Origin of the sequence: Paenibacillus sp. V4I9 (assembly GCF_030817295.1) — a bacterium.
Lineage (GTDB): Bacteria > Bacillota > Bacilli > Paenibacillales > NBRC-103111 > Paenibacillus_E.
The window spans coordinates 2,243,324-2,259,536 of sequence record NZ_JAUSZE010000001.1; the positions used below are offsets into that span (position 1 = coordinate 2,243,324).

Here is a 16,213-nt window from a genome sequence, read left to right on the forward strand (position 1 = left end):
TTTCATCATAGTTTCAATTGTAATCGATCATTTTCGGCTTCAAATCACGGAAAGAAGTTGGTGTGAAACCCGTTTGTTCTCGAAACATGCGGGAAAAATACGATAATTCCATTCCCAGCGAATCGGCAATTTGTGAGACATTTAATTCCGACATCATGAGTAAATCCTTGGCCTTTTCCGAGCGCAAATGGTTCATATATTGAATAGGTGAATAACCCGTAAACTGTTTAAAAGCATTAATAAAGTAATTCGGGTGATAGTGTGCAATTTGGGATAATGTATCAATGGATACGTTGTCAGCAATATGCTTTTCCATATAGTGGAGCACACTATTCATTTTCTCGAAAGTAGGGGTAGAAGCTAGATTTAGCTTGACGGTTTCACTTTGTTCAATGAATTCGGCAATGAATTCACTTATAATCGCATTGACTCTAAAAGCGGAAGTTAACTTTTCACTTTTATTATATTCTATTAGTTGTTCGAATTTTTTTTGTAAAATTTCTGGATCTTTGATCGTAATGAAAGCGGAAGTTTGCAAAATCTGAAACAGATCCAAATCCCCGATTTTTGCCGTGAAATGACACCAGTATTTTCCGAAAGTGTGATCACTTATGGTTCCATAAGCTTGATCACTCCCCGCTGGAAGCAGATAAAGTTCACCTGGTTTCGGATAATAGGTCTGATCCCCAATTTTTACAAAGCCTTCTCCCTCGATAATAAAATACAAGCGATTAAACGGACAGGAAGCGTTCTCATCGTTCCAGGATTTCAGTACCTTGGTGTACGCAGCCAAGGATAAATCAAGCTTCGCTTTAGCCATATATTTCTTCCAGAAGGTGAGCTGGCTAGGATTCATTTCTATTCTCATAGGCTCATATTCCTTTCACGAAGAGTCGGCAAATGCCCTCAACAAATTGCTGTTTGTTATAGCCAAGAATTTCTCTATGATACAAGTACTGTTCTGGCGTTAAGGATGCAAGCAATGTGTTAACCGTCAAATTGACATCGATCTGTTCAATCTCCCCTTGTTCTACAGCACGAGTGATCAAAGGAGCGACAATGCTGTGAAGTCGGATATAAATGGGCTTTTTGTGTAAATAGAAGCTTCGTTTGTCCGTATACATAGTGTTGATAACGGAAAGTAATGAGGCTTTATCGTCCACAAAATCAACAATTCGCACGATCGTGTCCGCCAATTGGTTCATAGCTGTAACCTCGGGAGCGGGATCAGCAAGACCCTCTTCCAGAGAAGCAAGAAATTGGGTTGTTGTTGAACGAAGCAGATCGCTGCAAACCTCGCCAATATGGGCGTAACGGCGATAAAGAGTACCTTGTCCAACACCTGACTCTTTGGCAATCTGATGCATGGTAACGGATTCAATTTGATTGGTTTCGAACAGGCTTCTGGCAGACGTAAGAATACGTCGGCGATACTCCGAATCACGTTCTTCACGTCGGCCGCAAGGTGGAATTGCATTCATATCTTGGCTATATAATGATGTATTCTCATTGGTATCTGGATGTTTCATGCCTGCTCCTCCCATAAGAACGAACCTTAATAAAAGAAATAATTGACATTCCGGACAATTGTCCGTAATATGATGTTGCGGACAATTGTCCGTTACTATTGTAGCACGATGGAATACATATTGTGAAGGAGGAACACAACATGAGTCAACCCATAACATCTGGCGAAGCGGAGCCGGAGTTTAAGATTACGAGCATTCTGGTACCGCTCATCGCCATCATATCGGGTATATTTATGGTTATCCTCGACACGACTGCGATGAATGTGGCATTGTCGAAGCTGGTTGTGGATTTTAAAACGGATTTACCGACCATTCAGTGGACCGTAACGGGTTATATGCTGGCGACAGCGGCAGTCATTCCACTTGCGGGATGGCTATCAGATCGATTTGGGGCGAAGAACGTATTCCTCACCTCCGTTGTTCTTTTCACCGTTGCATCGGTCTTATGTGCAACACCGAACAGCGCGGAGTGGTTGATTTTTTTTCGTATCCTTCAAGGTTTAGGCGGCGGATTCGTTATGCCTGTTGCTATGGCTTATGTATTCCGGCTAAGTCCTCCGAACAAAATTGGTCAAGTGATGGGGATGCTGGGTGTGCCCATTTTGCTTGCGCCTGCGATCGGGCCTATCTTATCCGGATGGCTTGTTGAGTACCATTCTTGGCATTGGATTTTCTTAATTAATCTTCCCGTTGGTATTTTCAGCTTTATCTTTGGACTATGGAAACTGCCGGCTGTCGCTCGTAAAAAGGTAGCTGGTTTTGATTTACCGGGTATGATTCTAGGACCCATCGCCTTTGCATCATTATCGTATGGGATCACACAAGGTGCTGAAAGCTGGACTTCCGATAAAACGCTATGGGGCATCATCATTGGAACGGTCGCATTGATCGCCTTTATCATTGTTGAACTTAAATCCAAACTCCCATTGCTTGAACTGAGAGTGTTCCGCTCCGTTGATTTTTCCTTCAGTATTTTCGTACAGTGGGTACTGCAATTCTGCTTGTTCGGGGCCATTTTCCTGCTTCCGCAATTTCTTCAGCAAGCCCGCGGGTACGGTGCGTTCGACACGGGGATGACGTTATTCCCGCAAGCGTTAGCTTCGGCCATCATGATGCCGATTGGCGGTTACTTATTTGATAAAATCGGAGTTCGCTGGTTAGTTGTTGTTGGGCTCAGTCTTGTTTCAGGTGCGATCTTTCAATATTCGCATGTCGATCTAACGACAGAGGGACATGACTTAATTTTACCGCTTATTATGGCTGGCTCGGGTATGGGACTTATGATGATGCCGCTTAATTCGCATCTGATTAAGAAAGCTCCGCATGATTTGGTGAGTCGAGTTACTTCTTTAACTAGTGCGATGCAGCAAGTTATCAATTCTTTCGCAGTAGCTACCTTGGTGACAATTCTCTCCTCGCGCGTGAACTCATCGATTGTTGCAAAGAATATTCTAATAAACAGTCCTGCTGATAAGCAAAAGGCTATGCTTGCTGTAGCGCCCGAAGCGTTTGGCCAGACTTTCCACGTGATGCTCATTATTGCGATCTGTGGGATATTCTTAGGCTTGTTCCTTCGCCGTGACAAGACACAGCCTAATGAGGCTGTGAAACAAGAAGTCGTGTTAGAAGGACTACACTAAATAAGAACTATCGTCCAGGAAGCTTACCGAATAATCGGTAGGCTTTTTTTATACATAGAAGTTGGTATTTAAGGAATTATAACTAATAGCGTAAAACATCATAGTAGGGGGCAATACAATGAGTCAAGATGAAAGGAAACTCGAAAAGAATCCGCATCATATTCAACTAACTTCTGGTGATATCGCGCCTCTGTGGGGAGGGTATTTAAGTGATAGTATGGTAAATTGTGTGCTTAAACATTTCTTGCATACTGTTGAGGATGTTGAAGTAAAACCAATCATTGAATTTGCTTTTGGGTTGACAAAGGAACATATGGAATTTAGCAACAAGTTATTTAAAGACGAAGAGTTCCCTATCCCTCATGCCTTTACAGAGAAGGATGTCAACCTAAATGCGCCAAGACTATTTTCAGATGGTTTTATGCTACTTTATCTAAGACATATGGGCATTGCTGGTACAGTTACTTACGGAATGGCTTTAGCAAGCAGTTCAAGACAGGATATCCGTGCATTCTTTCAACATAATCTGAAGACTGCGGCTGAGCTGTCGGAGAAATCTACGGCTATTCTGCAATCTAAAGGAATTCTCACTAGGAGTCCTTTCATTCCGTATCCGGATTCAGTTGAGTATGTACACAAAGAAAGTTGGTTAAATGGACTGCTGGGCGATCGTAGACCCTTAAATGCAGTAGAAATTACGAACCTTTATTTGAATATTATGAAAAACAGCATAGGTGAAGCATTGATGTTAGGTTTTTCTCAAGTTGCGCAAAACAAAGAAGTCATTGAATATATCGTACGCGGCAGAGATATCTCCTCGAAGCATGTCGAAGTATTCAGCGCTTTATTACGCGATGACCAGCTGCCGGCACCCGTGACTTGGGAAACAGAAATTTCGGATTCTAAGGAGTCCCCATTTTCCGATAAGCTAATGCTTTATCATACGGTCTTTCTTTCAGCGGTAGGAATGGGGAACTATGGAGCTTCTCTTGCAGCAAGCATGAGGAGGGATTTGACAACTGTTTATCTTCGGCTTACAGGTGAAATCGGAACTTATGCAGACGATGGTGCAGAACTCATGATAAAGAATGATTGGATGGAAAAAATGCCAGGTGCGATCGAACGTAACGCTTTGCTTTCCATATAAGCGCTGAATCAAATGGTCATAAAGAGTGATCAACGTTGGCATATGCAGCTCTATTTTCTTCAATAAAAAAACCATCCAATGTACGTACTGGATGGTCTTTGGTATGTCAGGATAGTACGGCTACTGCTATACGTCTTTACTCTTTTTCGAGCTCGTTTTTTTCTTCACAGGTATCTTCTCTGGCATTGCTGCAACCCATTGTAAAGACTGCTCGATCCACGCGGTAATGATATCAGGCGTTTCCCGCCACAGCTCCGATAGGGTGACATATTCCTTCATAGGTTTCCCTGGCATGGGGGAAAATAACGATGCTCCTTCTTGCTCGACAAGACGAGAACGCACATCTTCCGGCAGGCGGATAAAGATTTGCTGTCCGTAAAGTCCAACGAACATGTTGCCATTAATAAAACCGGCCAGATTACCGAACATTGGACGAATATGAATATGAGGATCGCTGGGCATAACGGCAGCGAAAAATTGTTTCATCTCCTCATCTGGACGAGGCATGGACATAAAGAAAACACCCTTTCGATTTGATAGTTATTTTTCCGTTGTAGCCTTAAGCCGCTTCAAATCTCCTTGAATGCTTCTTTTTACTTGGGGAGACAGAAGATATCCGTGAATGCTCGGGTACATATTCAACTACTTTAAGTACATAATGAATTTCCTTACCCAGGAATTTTGCAATTCGTCTTACCTGAGTTCCCAAGCCAATGGGGCGTTCAGTTATTCTTATCGTAATTCGTAAAATAGTCGTTGTTGACACTCGTATTTTAGCAATCACTTATGTAAGTGTCAACTTAAATAGTTTCATTAGTTAAGTTGACACTTAATTAAGTATATGCTAAATTAACGTTATGATCGAAAAAGTGATCCAAGCCATAGTAGAGCCAAGACGCAGAGATATATTATATCTCGTACGTGATGGAGAGCTTACATCAAGCTCCATCGCGTCCCATTTTGACATTTCGGCGCCAGCAGTATCACAACATCTTAAGGTTCTTGAGGAATCCGGACTACTTGTGGTTCGGAGAGAGGGAACCAAGCGGTATTATCGTATGAGGAGGGAAGGTTTTGCTGATCTGAAAGCGTACATTGACCGTTTCTGGGATGATAGTCTACTGCTATTGAAGGAAGCCGCAGAAGAAGAAGAGAGGAGACAGCGTAACCATGAATCAAACGAATCAAACAAGCGACACGATTAGGAAAGAGATGTTCATCGATTGCCGTCCGGAGATCTTATTCTCCTTTTTTACCGACCCGGAGAAGATGGTTCGTTGGATGGGCAGACATATCCTGTTGGAGCCAAGCATCGGAGGGAAATATCGAATCGATGTTAATGGATCGGATATTGCGATGGGCGAGTATAAAGAGATTATTCCTAACGAGAAAATCGTTATGACGTGGGGCTGGGAGAAGTCCAAGGTGGTTCCACCTGGTTCAAGCACGCTCGAATTTAAATTCACAGCTAAAGACAAAGGTACCGTTCTCCTATTAACTCACTACGATTTGCCGGTCGAAGAAGTCGCCGCCCACACAGAGGGCTGGATGCACTATACAACTAGACTCCAAACGTTGGCTGAGGGTGGAGATCCTGGTGTAGATCCTTGGTCGGTTAAGGCCATGCATTAAATAACGTTTCAATAAAAAAGCTTATGGGGAGATGGAAGACAATGACGACATTATCTTGCGATTGTGGGTTCAAAGTAGAAGAGGAAAACCGGTACGAAGTAGAAGCGAAGATGTGGCATCATGCGATTCACGATCATGCTGATATGTTAAAAAGCATGACTGTGGAGCAGCTTACACAATGGTTGATGGGAAAAGACAAGCAATTAGGCGATTCTTCAGCTATTCATCAGGAGGTTGTTTTCGCAGCAAGCCCGAACCGCATCTATGAAGCGCTGACTGATGCTGCACAGTTCAGCAAAGTCTCAGGAGGAGCTCCTACAGAAATAACTCCGGAGGCTGGTGGTTCTTTCTCCTGCTTCGGAGGGATGATCGTAGGGAAAAATATTGAGCTGGAGCCAAACAAGCGAATCGTTCAAGCGTGGCGTGTCGCGAATTGGGAAGAAGGCGTATATTCCCTGGTGAAGTTCGAATTGGAAGGGCAAGGCGCGGAAACCCGCCTAATCTTTAGCCATACAGGCTTTCCTGAAGGACAAGAAGCTCACCTGGCTCCAGGCTGGCATACAAACTATTGGGAACCGCTCAAGAAGTATCTAGCCTAAAATATTAAGGGGCTGTCCTCAAGTAGATTTATCTACTTTTGTGGACAGCCCCTTTTATTTGTTCTCATTACTTCCAAAGGGCATGAAGTATTAACGAGATTTACAAGTTAGATGAAGACGCCTTCCTCCTAGTGAAGAACCACACACAAAACATTCGGCTTAATAAGAATGTAATCATTAGAGAGAGCCATGTACAGAACCAGCTCCAGTGAACATAACGTACGAGATTCGTATAGTGTTCCAGGATGACTTCCGTAATCGTGAGTGGAATGCAGAAAGTAATGTAATAACTAAACTGCAGCCAACGGCTCCGGCCAGTTGGATAATAGCAGTTAAACACCATGCAGATAATTGGATAAGCTAAGTACTCATAAGTCATGCTGGTTCGGCTCACATCGGGCAGCTCTACCACAGGATAAGCCAGTAAGTTGTACTCTACAACCATCAGGCCAATCGGACAAGTGAGCATCTGCTTGAATAGGAAGGAGACGACTGCTAGCCGGACTTTGCGACGGGGGATGGTGAAGATGAGCCCAAACGATAGAGCCCACACGGCAGTTAGCACCCATCTATCCATGCTCATGATTTACCTCCTCTAATTCAGCTTCAGTTGCTTCTGGTTCTCCATTTCGATAAAACCAGCGAACAATCATATTCGTTAATACCAGTAAGAAAATAAAGAACATGCTGCCCATGAACCAGTCGAGGAACTTATAATCTAACAGTTGAGTGTACTTAGCTAACATATCATTTAACAAGGCAAGAGCTGCGCACCATAGCAGCAAATAGAGGGTATTTATCGCCCTCGAGCGCCGCGGCTCAAGGATAATGTAGATACCACATAATATTGGATACAGTACATACGTCATCGTAAATCCGATATCTGTTGCTCTCGGGAACTCACGAACTGGGAAAGAAATGATCCTCAGCTTGATAAGCAGGATTACGGAAAACCAAACGATAGCCTGGGAGGTAAAATAGGCGAGAATAAATCGGCGTGCATTCGATCGTTGAACGAATAAAATGACCATTGCAAGCCCCAATATCCAAACAAGGATAATAATTTTTCTTTCCAGAATCATAATGACAGATCCACCCTCATCTTCATACCGTTTGCCAACCAAAGTTAGTATGCCTTCCCTCAGAACCGACAATACTACCTCCCAATTGGCGCATTATTTAACAGATATCATGTAAATAAATGTATATTATCTCCAATGGTGATTGTAGAGAAACTAAAAGGGAAACAGGAAGAATTATCTCCCAGCCCAGCCAAGCGCAGAAATAATATGAAATAAAAAAACCTCCTCATATTTGAGGAGGCTATCATTCTTTATTAGCAGATTTCACCACTCCTTACGAAGTGCAAACAAATCTCTCAAATCTTCGTTTGAGAGTTCCGTAATCCAGCCTTCAGAGGTGGAAATCACGTTCTCACTCAGACTCATCTTGCTCTCGAGCATCTCGTCGATTCGTTCCTCCAATGTGCCGAGGGAGATGAACTTGTGTACTTGAACATTGCGCGTCTGTCCCATCCGGTAGGCGCGGTCCGTGGCCTGGTTCTCTACGGCAGGGTTCCACCAACGGTCGAAGTGGAACACATGGTTCGCTGCGGTCAAGTTGAGTCCGACTCCGCCAGCCTTCAGCGACAGTACAAAGATGCCTGGCCCCGATCCATCTGCGGCTTGGAACGTATCGATCATCTTATCGCGCTCCAACTTGGGTGTGCTTCCGTTCAGATACAATACCGGTTCATTCCGCTCAGCCCGCAGCACGTCTGCCAATATCCGCCCCATGCTTATATACTGAGTGAAAATTAGGCAGGAGTCGCCTTCGTCCCTGAGTTCACCGACCATGGCAACCAACCGCTCAAGCTTCGCGGATCGCATCACGAAGGCTTCGCGGTTTTCCTCGGAAAGCAGAGTTTCCTCCGATAGATCAGCTTCCTTCGTTAGCAGATTAGGGTGGTCGCATAGCTGCTTTAACTGCGTTAAGGCTGCTAGAATCGCTCCTTTGCGTTCCATGCCTTCCAGCTTTTGCATGCGTTCCATGAGATCCTTGACGGATCGCTCATAGAGTGCTCCTTGCTCGGCGGTCAGATTGATATAGACTTTCGTTTCAAGCTTATCGGGCAAATCGAGCTGGATCGCAGGATCTTTCTTTTTACGGCGCAGCATGAAAGGTTTGACGAGTTTCTGCAGCTGTGCTGTTCGCTCCTCGTCGTGGTGCTTCTCTATCGGATTCGCAAAACGATGTTGAAACCCGCGTTGATTCCCGAGATAACCCGGATTAAGAAAGTCGTAGATCGACCACAACTCGGACAATCGATTCTCAATAGGTGTTCCTGTCAGTGCAATGCGGTGCCGAGCTTTGAGCGTACGGATTGCTGCGGATTGTTTATTGTGGGCATTCTTGATATTCTGGGCTTCATCCAAGCAAAGGGAACTCCACATGGTTTCCTGCAGAGTCTCTTGATCCATTAAAGCCGTCGTATAAGAGGTAAGCACAATATCAGTTTCTTTCAAAACCGTAGAAAGTGCCTCGCCGCTTAGTCGTCCCTTCCCGTAATGAAGAAAAACCGTTAAATCTGGAGCAAAGCGGACAAGCTCCTTCTGCCAGTTGCCAAGCACAGAAGTAGGGCAGATAAGTAGGGCAGGGTGCTCGGACTCCTCTCTATGATGGAGTAAATACGTGATGAATTGAACGGTCTTGCCGAGTCCCATGTCATCGGCCAAACAGGCGCCAAGCCCGAATTTCCTAAGGAAGCTCAGCCACGTGAAGCCCTCGCGTTGATATCCGCGAAGCTCAGCACGCAACCCCTCCGGCACAGCAATTTCCTTTAATTCCGAAGGCTGTCCAAGCTGACGCAGCAGCGCCAAGAGATGCGCATTCAGCTCGACTTCCAGCTTCAGCCGTTCTTCATTATCCGCTTCTTCCTCCGCCGTAAGACTTTCCTTTTGGGTTCTTTCCTTTTCTGATTCACTTAACAGGTGAAGCTGAAAGATATCCTGCAGGGACAGACCTTCTTCCGGGTTCACGCTTTCCATGAGTCTCTTGATTTGCTCCAATAAAGCAGGGTCCAAGTACACCCATTGTCCACGGAAGCGGATAAGACGTTCATTACGGCTAAGAAGACCAGCGAATTCTGCTTCGCTCAGGTCAGAATTGCCAATGGCAATTCGCCAATCGAAGTTTACCAGCGAGTTCAGCCCGAAGAGCGACTCGCCTCTGCCGCCAGCTTCTGAGGAAACCTTTGCGCGCAGCCGAGGCTTGCGTTTCGAGGCGGCCTCCCACCAACCGGGGAGCATGACATTCCAGCCATCATCCAACAAAAGGCGGCTGTCCGTTGTTAGAAAAGACCAAGCCGCTTCGTCGCTTAAAGGCTCTGCAAATAGCTCGCCGCCGCTAATGCGCCCAGGCAATGCTTCTGTTAGTCTAGTAGCCCAGCCAAGAGAACGCTCTAGGATATACGGGCTCCAATCACTTGCCCACGTGCCTGAAGCACGTCCGTCTGCATAAAGACGAATTGGCGTCAACACAGATCCTTCACTTTTATCTTGCAGGACCAAGCGGAGACGCCAAGTGTCATCGTTCTCGTCCGGTTCCAGCAGTTGCAGGGCAGGGCGGAAGGGAGCGGTGTCCGGTCTCCAGCCCAAAGAGGCAAGCCATTCTTCGTCCGTGAACGCATCAGCCGAGATTGGGGCAGATTTCTGTGCTCGGAAAAGGGCTGGATAATCCCGCCGAAGATCGGATAGGGCAGCTTCATTAGGATAGTGCTCAGCCGAAACCACGGCGGAGAAGGCAGCACGCAAGCCAGACATTCCGTCACCTAAGCCATCTAAGCTTTGTATTGAATGCCAATCAAGTTCTTTCAGTGACTCCGTCTCGACATCCCAAGTCCAAGCCAGATTCCCATTCCGGAATGCGCTGTAACTGGGTACATAGTGACCTGCTTTAGCTTCTCGGTATAGAACCGGCGCCACTTCTAGCAGTCCCTTCGTGGTTTCGTTTCCCCCATCCCACCGGAGAACATCCATGAAATAGGGTTCTGCGAAGAAAGGGAGGACCATCTCCACAGGCAGGACTGTTAGTGTCAACTCTCCCAATAGCTGTTGGTCCAGAAGGGTCCCATAGTAAGAGGGCTCGTGCCACGTGAACAGCAGTTTTCGAAATTTATCTCCGGGCACATCACGTCCGTCCTGCAGCCCCCAGAGTAAGGCATCTCCACTGTCCGTTAAGGTCACGTTCAATGTCATATCATGCAATTTTGTGCTCATCCGAGTAGCTTTCCTTTCCTAAGTTCCTCTTGCAGCGCCCTCAGCCTGCTGTGCCGTTCCACGAAACCGGAAAAGAAATGTTCCCATCGCTCGGTTTGTTTCATTTTCTTGTACACTTTATCGAGCCTCTTGAGGAGTCTTACCGCTAATTTGTAATCATGCCGATTTTTCAAACTGACATAGTGATCTACCGCTTGATGGTAATAAGGTAGAAGGAGTTTTGGTGTATCCTTCTCAATCGGCTGCAGAACATTGACGCGATGGTAAAGAGGGTCATGCCCCTGAAGGATCTGCATTTCCAACCAAGGCTTCCATTTTCTTTGTTCGTACAGCATTTCCTCAATAATCCGAAAAGAATAAGGCAATAGCTCTTCTAGAACGCTCCACATGTATTCTTCTGCTTGGGGGAGATGCACGATGGCTTTTGTCCAAAAATCGGCATAAACATCAAGTTCTTTGGTCCTTTTCCTATTGAAAAAAGATGCTGATCTTCTCAACCAACTCACTAACTCTTCCCAGTTCTGGGTGTCATATAGATAGTCTAGGAAAGGAATAAATAGTTTGGCAGGGGCTTCTTTGAAAATATCATTCGCTTCTAAAGCCTTCCAGGCTTCTTTGCTCCTAGATTGCTGCAAATATAAGAAAGCCTTTGCGGCTGAGAGAGAAGGTGAGGGACTGTCCATTGTCATCGTCTCAAGAGCTTCTATTTCCTTAGTTACATATTGGCTTGCCTCGGGATCTGGGGTAACCCAATATTTCCAAAGCACGGTGTAGACGCCATAATCATGATAATTATGACCCAATTCTGCAGCCATCTGCAGTCTGATATAACTTAACGTTTGTTCAAGGCGTTCTCCGGAGAGCGAGAAGTTGACAAGGGGCGATTTGTGCTTCAGCCAAGTATGAATCTCATCGTAAACCCGGTAAAGGGTGGAAGAGGTGTAATAATTTACGCCACCTTGTGCGTTCTGCTCTTTTGTTTTTCTTAGGATAAATAATTCCTGATGCATGTCAAAAAAAATCTGATCGGTATCAGAAAAAGGAATAGAGATCTTCTTCATGTTTTGCAACTGTTGCCGCAGCATGTCAACATAATTTCCTAAATCATATGTCGCCTTAATGAGCGACGTGTATTGATTCAGAAACTTCTGCCAGCCGGATACATCCATTTTGGGCAATTGTATGAGCGTAGACTCCAAGGAGGTCATGGAAGTAGCCCGCTTTAGATGCAGTTTGGCATTCATAATTTGGGAAGCGGGGTAACCCAGACGATCCCCGAGCTCCATCCAAACTGCGGCCATATGCTTGCAAGAGGCTGGTACTGGACAACTACATTGACTGGAGCGGGGCTTGTCTAAGTTCAGAGTGACTCGGTAGTCGCCTGATTCTTCCTCTGATACCCTTGCCTGAACGACTCGAGTCTCTGAAATGATCAGGGAAGCTACCCGCTGTTGTTTAAAGTAAGTAAACCCTCGACTAAGGGTAACGTCATTATAAGTTTCGGCTACGTACTCCAGCAGCGTCAACCATTGGTCATCGTTTAAAATGGGAGAACTCATAGAATAACTCCTTTTTTCCACTTTCAATAATCAAAATCATCTTTTAGTATAAATAGTGTAGCTGATAATGTAAATTTAATCCTTAACAAATGAGAAGGATACACCAGTTAGTGAGTCTATTTAATAGGAAGTAGGTTACTATTTGAATACTCGAATAAAGTATTTTGCAGCCATCATAACTACCGTCGTTTTAGGCTTAAGCTCAAGAACGTTCTCCGGTGTAATCCCATTATTTATTGCTAAACATGCTGGGGACGTGCTTTGGGCAAGTATGGTCTATTTTGGTTTTCGATTTATTTTTATACTGAGAAGTTTAACATGGTCGGTAAGGATCAGCGTCATATTTAGCTTTGCTATTGAAATCAGTCAGTTATATAAAGCAGAATGGATAATCGATATAAGAAATACGGTCATTGGATCGCTCATACTTGGAAGAGGATATGTAACGGTTGATTTATTTAGATATGTCATAGGGATTACAATTGCTTTTTGGATAGACAAGTTATGGCTGCAGCGCGATAAGCGCATTTAGTCATGCCATTTACCCACGGATGGACGATTTTCGCATCCAACTTATCCATACAATCAAGAGAGGATAAACAATACCTATAAGGAGAGCAAGGGGAATAAACGTTAAGTTATCCCATTTATCTTCATAGGCTGTATTTGGATAGACAACAAGAGATAAGACCGTAATAATCAGTCCTAATGGAAAACAAAGTATTTTGTAATCACGAAAATGGAAAACATGCGCAATGCCTTTTATCGTTGTGTAAAAAAACATAGATAGTTTGAAATAAATCGAAACAAGCCACAAAAATGCCGCAATCACTTCAATTCGTTGTAAAAAATTCGCAATATTAATTCTTTGCGCCAGGGCGTAACTAGGATAAACTTGCTTAGATATATTATCTGCCCCTAATACCAGAACATTGTTACGATAAGTAGAAGCATCATCATGCCACTTACGATTACGCCGATTAAATAAGCTTTCTTAGCCTTTTGCATACTAGTAACTTGATGAATGATGGGACCAATCGTAATAAACAAAGAGATATAAGTATAACTAGTGATTCTTATTGCAGATCGAACGACTGGAAGGGTTGTTATTTCCCCAACCGGTAAAATATTGTTAATTTCCATATTAGGAATACTAATGACCATGAATAAGATAAATAATAGCATGATCCATGGGAAGAAGATCTCTGCAGTTCTTAACATGACAACCATCCCTAGCTTTGCTCCCATTACGACAACTAGCATGAATAAGATGTGAATAGCTTGAATTGGCGTAGTCGGCATGATTTGAGTGATCATAAAATGGCCCACATAAAAAAGAACTTGTGAGCAAAAAATGAGTGTAATAGTGCAAGACCGAGCGTGATGAACTTTCCCAACCACTTGCCAAAAACTTTCTCATTAATTTCAAAAATTGAACACTGTGGGAACTTCTTAGAAATAAATATATATAGCCAAATGAGAACAACCCCCATTGCAATGCTTACCATTTGTGGCATCCATGCATCCTGCTTTACTTCTGCTGCTACTGATGCCGGAATAACCAAGATTGCCGTTCCAATGGCGTATAGGATGACGATAATCATGAATTGTCGCGGGAAAATTTGATCTGTACCCATATATACACGCCCCTTGTGAAAGGCTATTGTGTTAGGTGCAACAGGAGAAACAGGAGTGGCGATTGTCGCCGAATTGGTTAAGAGGGGGATAGATACGGTTGCCTTCGGACGTACGCTTTCAAAGCTCGAACGATTAAAGAAGGATTTAAACGGACCTGTTAACTTAACATTAATAACTGGAGACGTGTTTAATTCGGACGATGTCTACGAAGCTTCCAAGGGAGCCGATGTTATTTTCCACAGTGCTTCCATCCCTTATAACGAAATGAAGTCCAAACTGCTGCCGATGGGGGAGTCGGTTATGATGGCTGCTAACAGGCTTGGAGTCAAGGTTGTGGCTGTGGACGGCATTTATCCTTATGGAAGAAGAACGACATTGGAGCCCATCGACGAAGAGTATCCCAAAAATCCTCACACGGTGAAAGGAAAAACGAAGCTTGAATTTGAAAAAATGTTTTTCAGCCGCCGCTGGAATCAGGTTCAGGGCCTCATCGTCAGATTGCCTGATTATTATGGTCCTTCCGCAACTGATTCTTCATATCTGTGTTCAACCTTACAAGATATCGCGGCTGGCAAGCCGACCATTTTCATTGGAAATATGAAGGTTTCCTGTGAATTCGTGTACTTACCGGATGCAGCTAAAATGATTGTGGAACTAGCAAGTCGAAAAGAGGCGTACGGGCAGAATTGGAATATTCCTGGTTCGGGCCTGATTTCGGGGCGGGCTTTAGTCAAATTGGCCCAAGAAGCAAGCGGGACGAACAAAGCTATATTTCCTCTTGGCAAAGCAAGCTTGTCTCTTATTGCGTTATTTAGTCCAGTTATCAAAGAGGTGGTTGAGATGTTGTATTTAACGAAGGATCCACTGGTTCTCAGCGGCAAGAAATATGAACGATTAGTCGGACCTGTTCCGGCCACCTCATTCGAGGAAGGCATGAAAGCGACGATTGGGGCTATCAAGAACCGTCAAAGCGAGAAAAGTTAATTCAGTTATTCTCATAGAGTCAAAAGTTCGGCTTCAAACGAATAATCTTATCATCGCCTTTATTTGGCTTGCCGCGACCGTCACGGTTGTTCGTCATGAGATATAGAGATCCGTCAGGTCCTTCATAAACATTGCGAAGCCTGCCGAATTTCCCTTGAAATAAATGCTCCACGTTGGCGACTGTATCGTACTTTGGACCTTTTAGGTTTACTTTTAAAAGCCGTTCTCCCCGTAATCCTGCCACCAGAAGGCTGCCTTTCCAAGGTCCTTTGCTTACGAACGCTGCGCCTGATGGTGCCCACGTTTCTTTTCCGCTTTGGAGGATTGGTGTTTTTAGATTAGCTTTTTCTGGACTTGAGGATGTTTCACCTTCAATTAATGGCCAACCATAATTGCCCCCAGGTTCAATAAGGTTAATCTCATCATGTGCGGATTGACCATGTTCGGAGCTGTACAATTGCCCTGTATCTGGATGCCAAGCGAGCCCTTGAGGGTTACGGTGTCCCATGCTGTAGATGGGTGAATTCTTAAAAGGATTAGAGGCAGGAATAGACCCGTCTAGGGCAATTCGTAATATTTTGCCTCCTGTACTATTTGGGTCCTGTGCTAAAGGGGGATCATACCGATCGCCGGAGGTGATATATAGCAGCTTATCTGCACCAATTTTAATCCTTCCGCCGTTATGGTTTTCCGCTCCTGGTAATCTGGAAATTAACACTTTATCCAGCTGTGCTTTGTTATTTTTTTCGATAAGCCTCAACACACGATTGTTGATTTGATCCTTCTCCCGATAGGTGTGATAAACATAGATATAATGGTTTTCCATAAAAGAGGGATCAAGCGCAAGTCCTAACAATCCTCCCTCACCTTCGCTGATGAAGGGGGCTTCGAAAGAGATAAGCGGCTCAGGGTTCAGAAGACCTTTCTCAATAACACGCAGAGTACCAGGTCTTTCAGTGAAAAAAATCCGGCCATCCTTCGCAATATCCATCTCCCAAGGGACATTAAGTCCATCGGCGACGGTTTCCATTTTATAGGGAATATCCAATTGTGTAGTTGAAGTCTGACCTGGTGATAGTTCATTAACTTCCTTATCCGGCGTACACCCAGCGGTTATCCCAAGTGTTAAAGCTAATAGAATAACAAGGATCTTTCTCATTAACATTTCCTCCTCAATGATTAGGATGAACATGTGTAAAGCTTTTGGT

General features: G+C 44.4%; 16 protein-coding genes and 1 pseudogene. 7 read left to right on the forward strand and 10 right to left on the reverse strand.

Annotated features, from left to right (window positions below):
* Positions 1-13: 13 nt before the first annotated feature.
* Complete coding sequence (locus QFZ81_RS10245; RefSeq protein ID WP_307444823.1) at positions 14-868, reverse strand: AraC family transcriptional regulator; 855 nt, start codon at positions 866-868, stop codon at positions 14-16.
* A 4-nt stretch (positions 869-872) separates the two neighbouring features.
* Positions 873-1,529, reverse strand: a complete 657-nt coding sequence (locus QFZ81_RS10250) for a TetR/AcrR family transcriptional regulator (RefSeq protein ID WP_307444822.1) — start codon at positions 1,527-1,529, stop codon at positions 873-875.
* A gap of 140 nt (positions 1,530-1,669) precedes the next feature.
* On the opposite strand from QFZ81_RS10250, the gene QFZ81_RS10255 reads away from it, so the two are divergent.
* Positions 1,670-3,169, forward strand: a complete 1,500-nt coding sequence (locus tag QFZ81_RS10255) for an MDR family MFS transporter (protein WP_307444820.1) — start codon at positions 1,670-1,672, stop codon at positions 3,167-3,169.
* A gap of 118 nt (positions 3,170-3,287) precedes the next feature.
* Positions 3,288-4,316 carry a DUF3231 family protein gene (locus tag QFZ81_RS10260; protein WP_307444818.1) on the forward strand — a complete coding sequence of 343 codons (1,029 nt, stop codon included), beginning with the start codon at positions 3,288-3,290 and terminating at the stop codon, positions 4,314-4,316.
* Positions 4,317-4,442: 126 nt separating this feature from the next.
* Here the strand turns inward: QFZ81_RS10260 and QFZ81_RS10265 are convergent, their stop codons facing one another.
* A complete protein-coding gene (locus QFZ81_RS10265; RefSeq protein ID WP_307444816.1) occupies positions 4,443-4,829 on the reverse strand; it encodes a TfoX/Sxy family protein in 387 nt (128 codons plus the stop codon).
* A 344-nt stretch (positions 4,830-5,173) separates the two neighbouring features.
* On the opposite strand from QFZ81_RS10265, the gene QFZ81_RS37300 reads away from it, so the two are divergent.
* The 3 genes from QFZ81_RS37300 to QFZ81_RS10275 are packed head-to-tail and all read left to right on the forward strand — an operon-like array spanning position 5,174 to position 6,547.
* The gene (locus QFZ81_RS37300; protein WP_373462664.1) at positions 5,174-5,521 is read left to right on the forward strand and encodes an ArsR/SmtB family transcription factor; all 348 of its coding nucleotides are present in this window, start codon (positions 5,174-5,176) and stop codon (positions 5,519-5,521) included.
* Positions 5,487-5,948 (forward strand): SRPBCC domain-containing protein, encoded by a 462-nt coding sequence (locus QFZ81_RS10270; RefSeq protein ID WP_307444815.1) that lies wholly within the window; start codon positions 5,487-5,489, stop codon positions 5,946-5,948. The genes QFZ81_RS37300 and QFZ81_RS10270 overlap by 35 nt, the downstream gene beginning before the upstream one ends.
* Before the next feature lie 41 nt (positions 5,949-5,989).
* Positions 5,990-6,547: an SRPBCC family protein gene (locus QFZ81_RS10275; protein ID WP_307444812.1), complete on the forward strand. Its 558-nt coding sequence runs from the start codon at positions 5,990-5,992 to the stop codon at positions 6,545-6,547.
* A 100-nt stretch (positions 6,548-6,647) separates the two neighbouring features.
* Here the strand turns inward: QFZ81_RS10275 and QFZ81_RS10280 are convergent, their stop codons facing one another.
* The 4 genes from QFZ81_RS10280 to QFZ81_RS10295 all read right to left on the reverse strand — a co-directional run bounded on the left by QFZ81_RS10280 (position 6,648) and on the right by QFZ81_RS10295 (position 12,383).
* A complete protein-coding gene (locus QFZ81_RS10280; protein WP_307444810.1) occupies positions 6,648-7,130 on the reverse strand; it encodes a CBO0543 family protein in 483 nt (160 codons plus the stop codon).
* Positions 7,117-7,701 carry a CBO0543 family protein gene (locus tag QFZ81_RS10285; protein ID WP_307444808.1) on the reverse strand — a complete coding sequence of 195 codons (585 nt, stop codon included), beginning with the start codon at positions 7,699-7,701 and terminating at the stop codon, positions 7,117-7,119. The genes QFZ81_RS10280 and QFZ81_RS10285 overlap by 14 nt, the downstream gene beginning before the upstream one ends.
* A gap of 192 nt (positions 7,702-7,893) precedes the next feature.
* Positions 7,894-10,824 (reverse strand): DEAD/DEAH box helicase, encoded by a 2,931-nt coding sequence (locus QFZ81_RS10290; protein ID WP_307602617.1) that lies wholly within the window; start codon positions 10,822-10,824, stop codon positions 7,894-7,896.
* Positions 10,821-12,383 (reverse strand): SWIM zinc finger family protein, encoded by a 1,563-nt coding sequence (locus QFZ81_RS10295; RefSeq protein WP_307444804.1) that lies wholly within the window; start codon positions 12,381-12,383, stop codon positions 10,821-10,823. The genes QFZ81_RS10290 and QFZ81_RS10295 overlap by 4 nt, the downstream gene beginning before the upstream one ends.
* Before the next feature lie 142 nt (positions 12,384-12,525).
* On the opposite strand from QFZ81_RS10295, the gene QFZ81_RS10300 reads away from it, so the two are divergent.
* The gene (locus tag QFZ81_RS10300) at positions 12,526-12,915 is read left to right on the forward strand and encodes a ribosomal maturation YjgA family protein (RefSeq protein ID WP_307444802.1); all 390 of its coding nucleotides are present in this window, start codon (positions 12,526-12,528) and stop codon (positions 12,913-12,915) included.
* A 9-nt stretch (positions 12,916-12,924) separates the two neighbouring features.
* Here the strand turns inward: QFZ81_RS10300 and QFZ81_RS37305 are convergent.
* Positions 12,925-13,700 (reverse strand): annotated as a pseudogene (locus tag QFZ81_RS37305) (GerAB/ArcD/ProY family transporter).
* Positions 13,697-14,020, reverse strand: a complete 324-nt coding sequence (locus QFZ81_RS10310; protein WP_307444798.1) for a GerAB/ArcD/ProY family transporter — start codon at positions 14,018-14,020, stop codon at positions 13,697-13,699. The pseudogene QFZ81_RS37305 and the gene QFZ81_RS10310 overlap by 4 nt, the downstream one beginning before the upstream one ends.
* A 25-nt stretch (positions 14,021-14,045) precedes the next feature.
* On the opposite strand from QFZ81_RS10310, the gene QFZ81_RS10315 reads away from it, so the two are divergent.
* Entirely contained in the window at positions 14,046-15,005 is a 960-nt protein-coding gene (locus tag QFZ81_RS10315; protein ID WP_307606868.1) for an NAD-dependent epimerase/dehydratase family protein, read from the forward strand.
* A 19-nt stretch (positions 15,006-15,024) separates the two neighbouring features.
* On the opposite strand, the gene QFZ81_RS10320 is transcribed toward QFZ81_RS10315, so the two are convergent.
* The gene (locus QFZ81_RS10320) at positions 15,025-16,164 is read right to left on the reverse strand and encodes a PQQ-dependent sugar dehydrogenase (RefSeq protein WP_307444796.1); all 1,140 of its coding nucleotides are present in this window, start codon (positions 16,162-16,164) and stop codon (positions 15,025-15,027) included.
* Between the last annotated feature and the right edge of the window lie 49 nt (positions 16,165-16,213).

Coding starts and splice junctions, on each gene's coding strand:
- QFZ81_RS10255 (WP_307444820.1), top strand. CDS start 1,670: ATGAGTCAACCCATAACATCTGGCGAAGCGGAGCCGGAGTTTAAGATT.
- QFZ81_RS10260 (WP_307444818.1), top strand. CDS start 3,288: ATGAGTCAAGATGAAAGGAAACTCGAAAAGAATCCGCATCATATTCAA.
- QFZ81_RS10250 (WP_307444822.1), bottom strand. CDS start 1,529: ATGAAACATCCAGATACCAATGAGAATACATCATTATATAGCCAAGAT.
- QFZ81_RS10265 (WP_307444816.1), bottom strand. CDS start 4,829: ATGTCCATGCCTCGTCCAGATGAGGAGATGAAACAATTTTTCGCTGCC.
- QFZ81_RS10275 (WP_307444812.1), top strand. CDS start 5,990: ATGACGACATTATCTTGCGATTGTGGGTTCAAAGTAGAAGAGGAAAAC.
- QFZ81_RS10310 (WP_307444798.1), bottom strand. CDS start 14,020: ATGGGTACAGATCAAATTTTCCCGCGACAATTCATGATTATCGTCATC.
- QFZ81_RS10245 (WP_307444823.1), bottom strand. CDS start 868: ATGAGAATAGAAATGAATCCTAGCCAGCTCACCTTCTGGAAGAAATAT.
- QFZ81_RS10295 (WP_307444804.1), bottom strand. CDS start 12,383: ATGAGTTCTCCCATTTTAAACGATGACCAATGGTTGACGCTGCTGGAG.
- QFZ81_RS37300 (WP_373462664.1), top strand. CDS start 5,174: ATGATCGAAAAAGTGATCCAAGCCATAGTAGAGCCAAGACGCAGAGAT.
- QFZ81_RS10270 (WP_307444815.1), top strand. CDS start 5,487: ATGAATCAAACGAATCAAACAAGCGACACGATTAGGAAAGAGATGTTC.
- QFZ81_RS10320 (WP_307444796.1), bottom strand. CDS start 16,164: ATGAGAAAGATCCTTGTTATTCTATTAGCTTTAACACTTGGGATAACC.
- QFZ81_RS10290 (WP_307602617.1), bottom strand. CDS start 10,824: ATGAGCACAAAATTGCATGATATGACATTGAACGTGACCTTAACGGAC.
- QFZ81_RS10280 (WP_307444810.1), bottom strand. CDS start 7,130: ATGAGCATGGATAGATGGGTGCTAACTGCCGTGTGGGCTCTATCGTTT.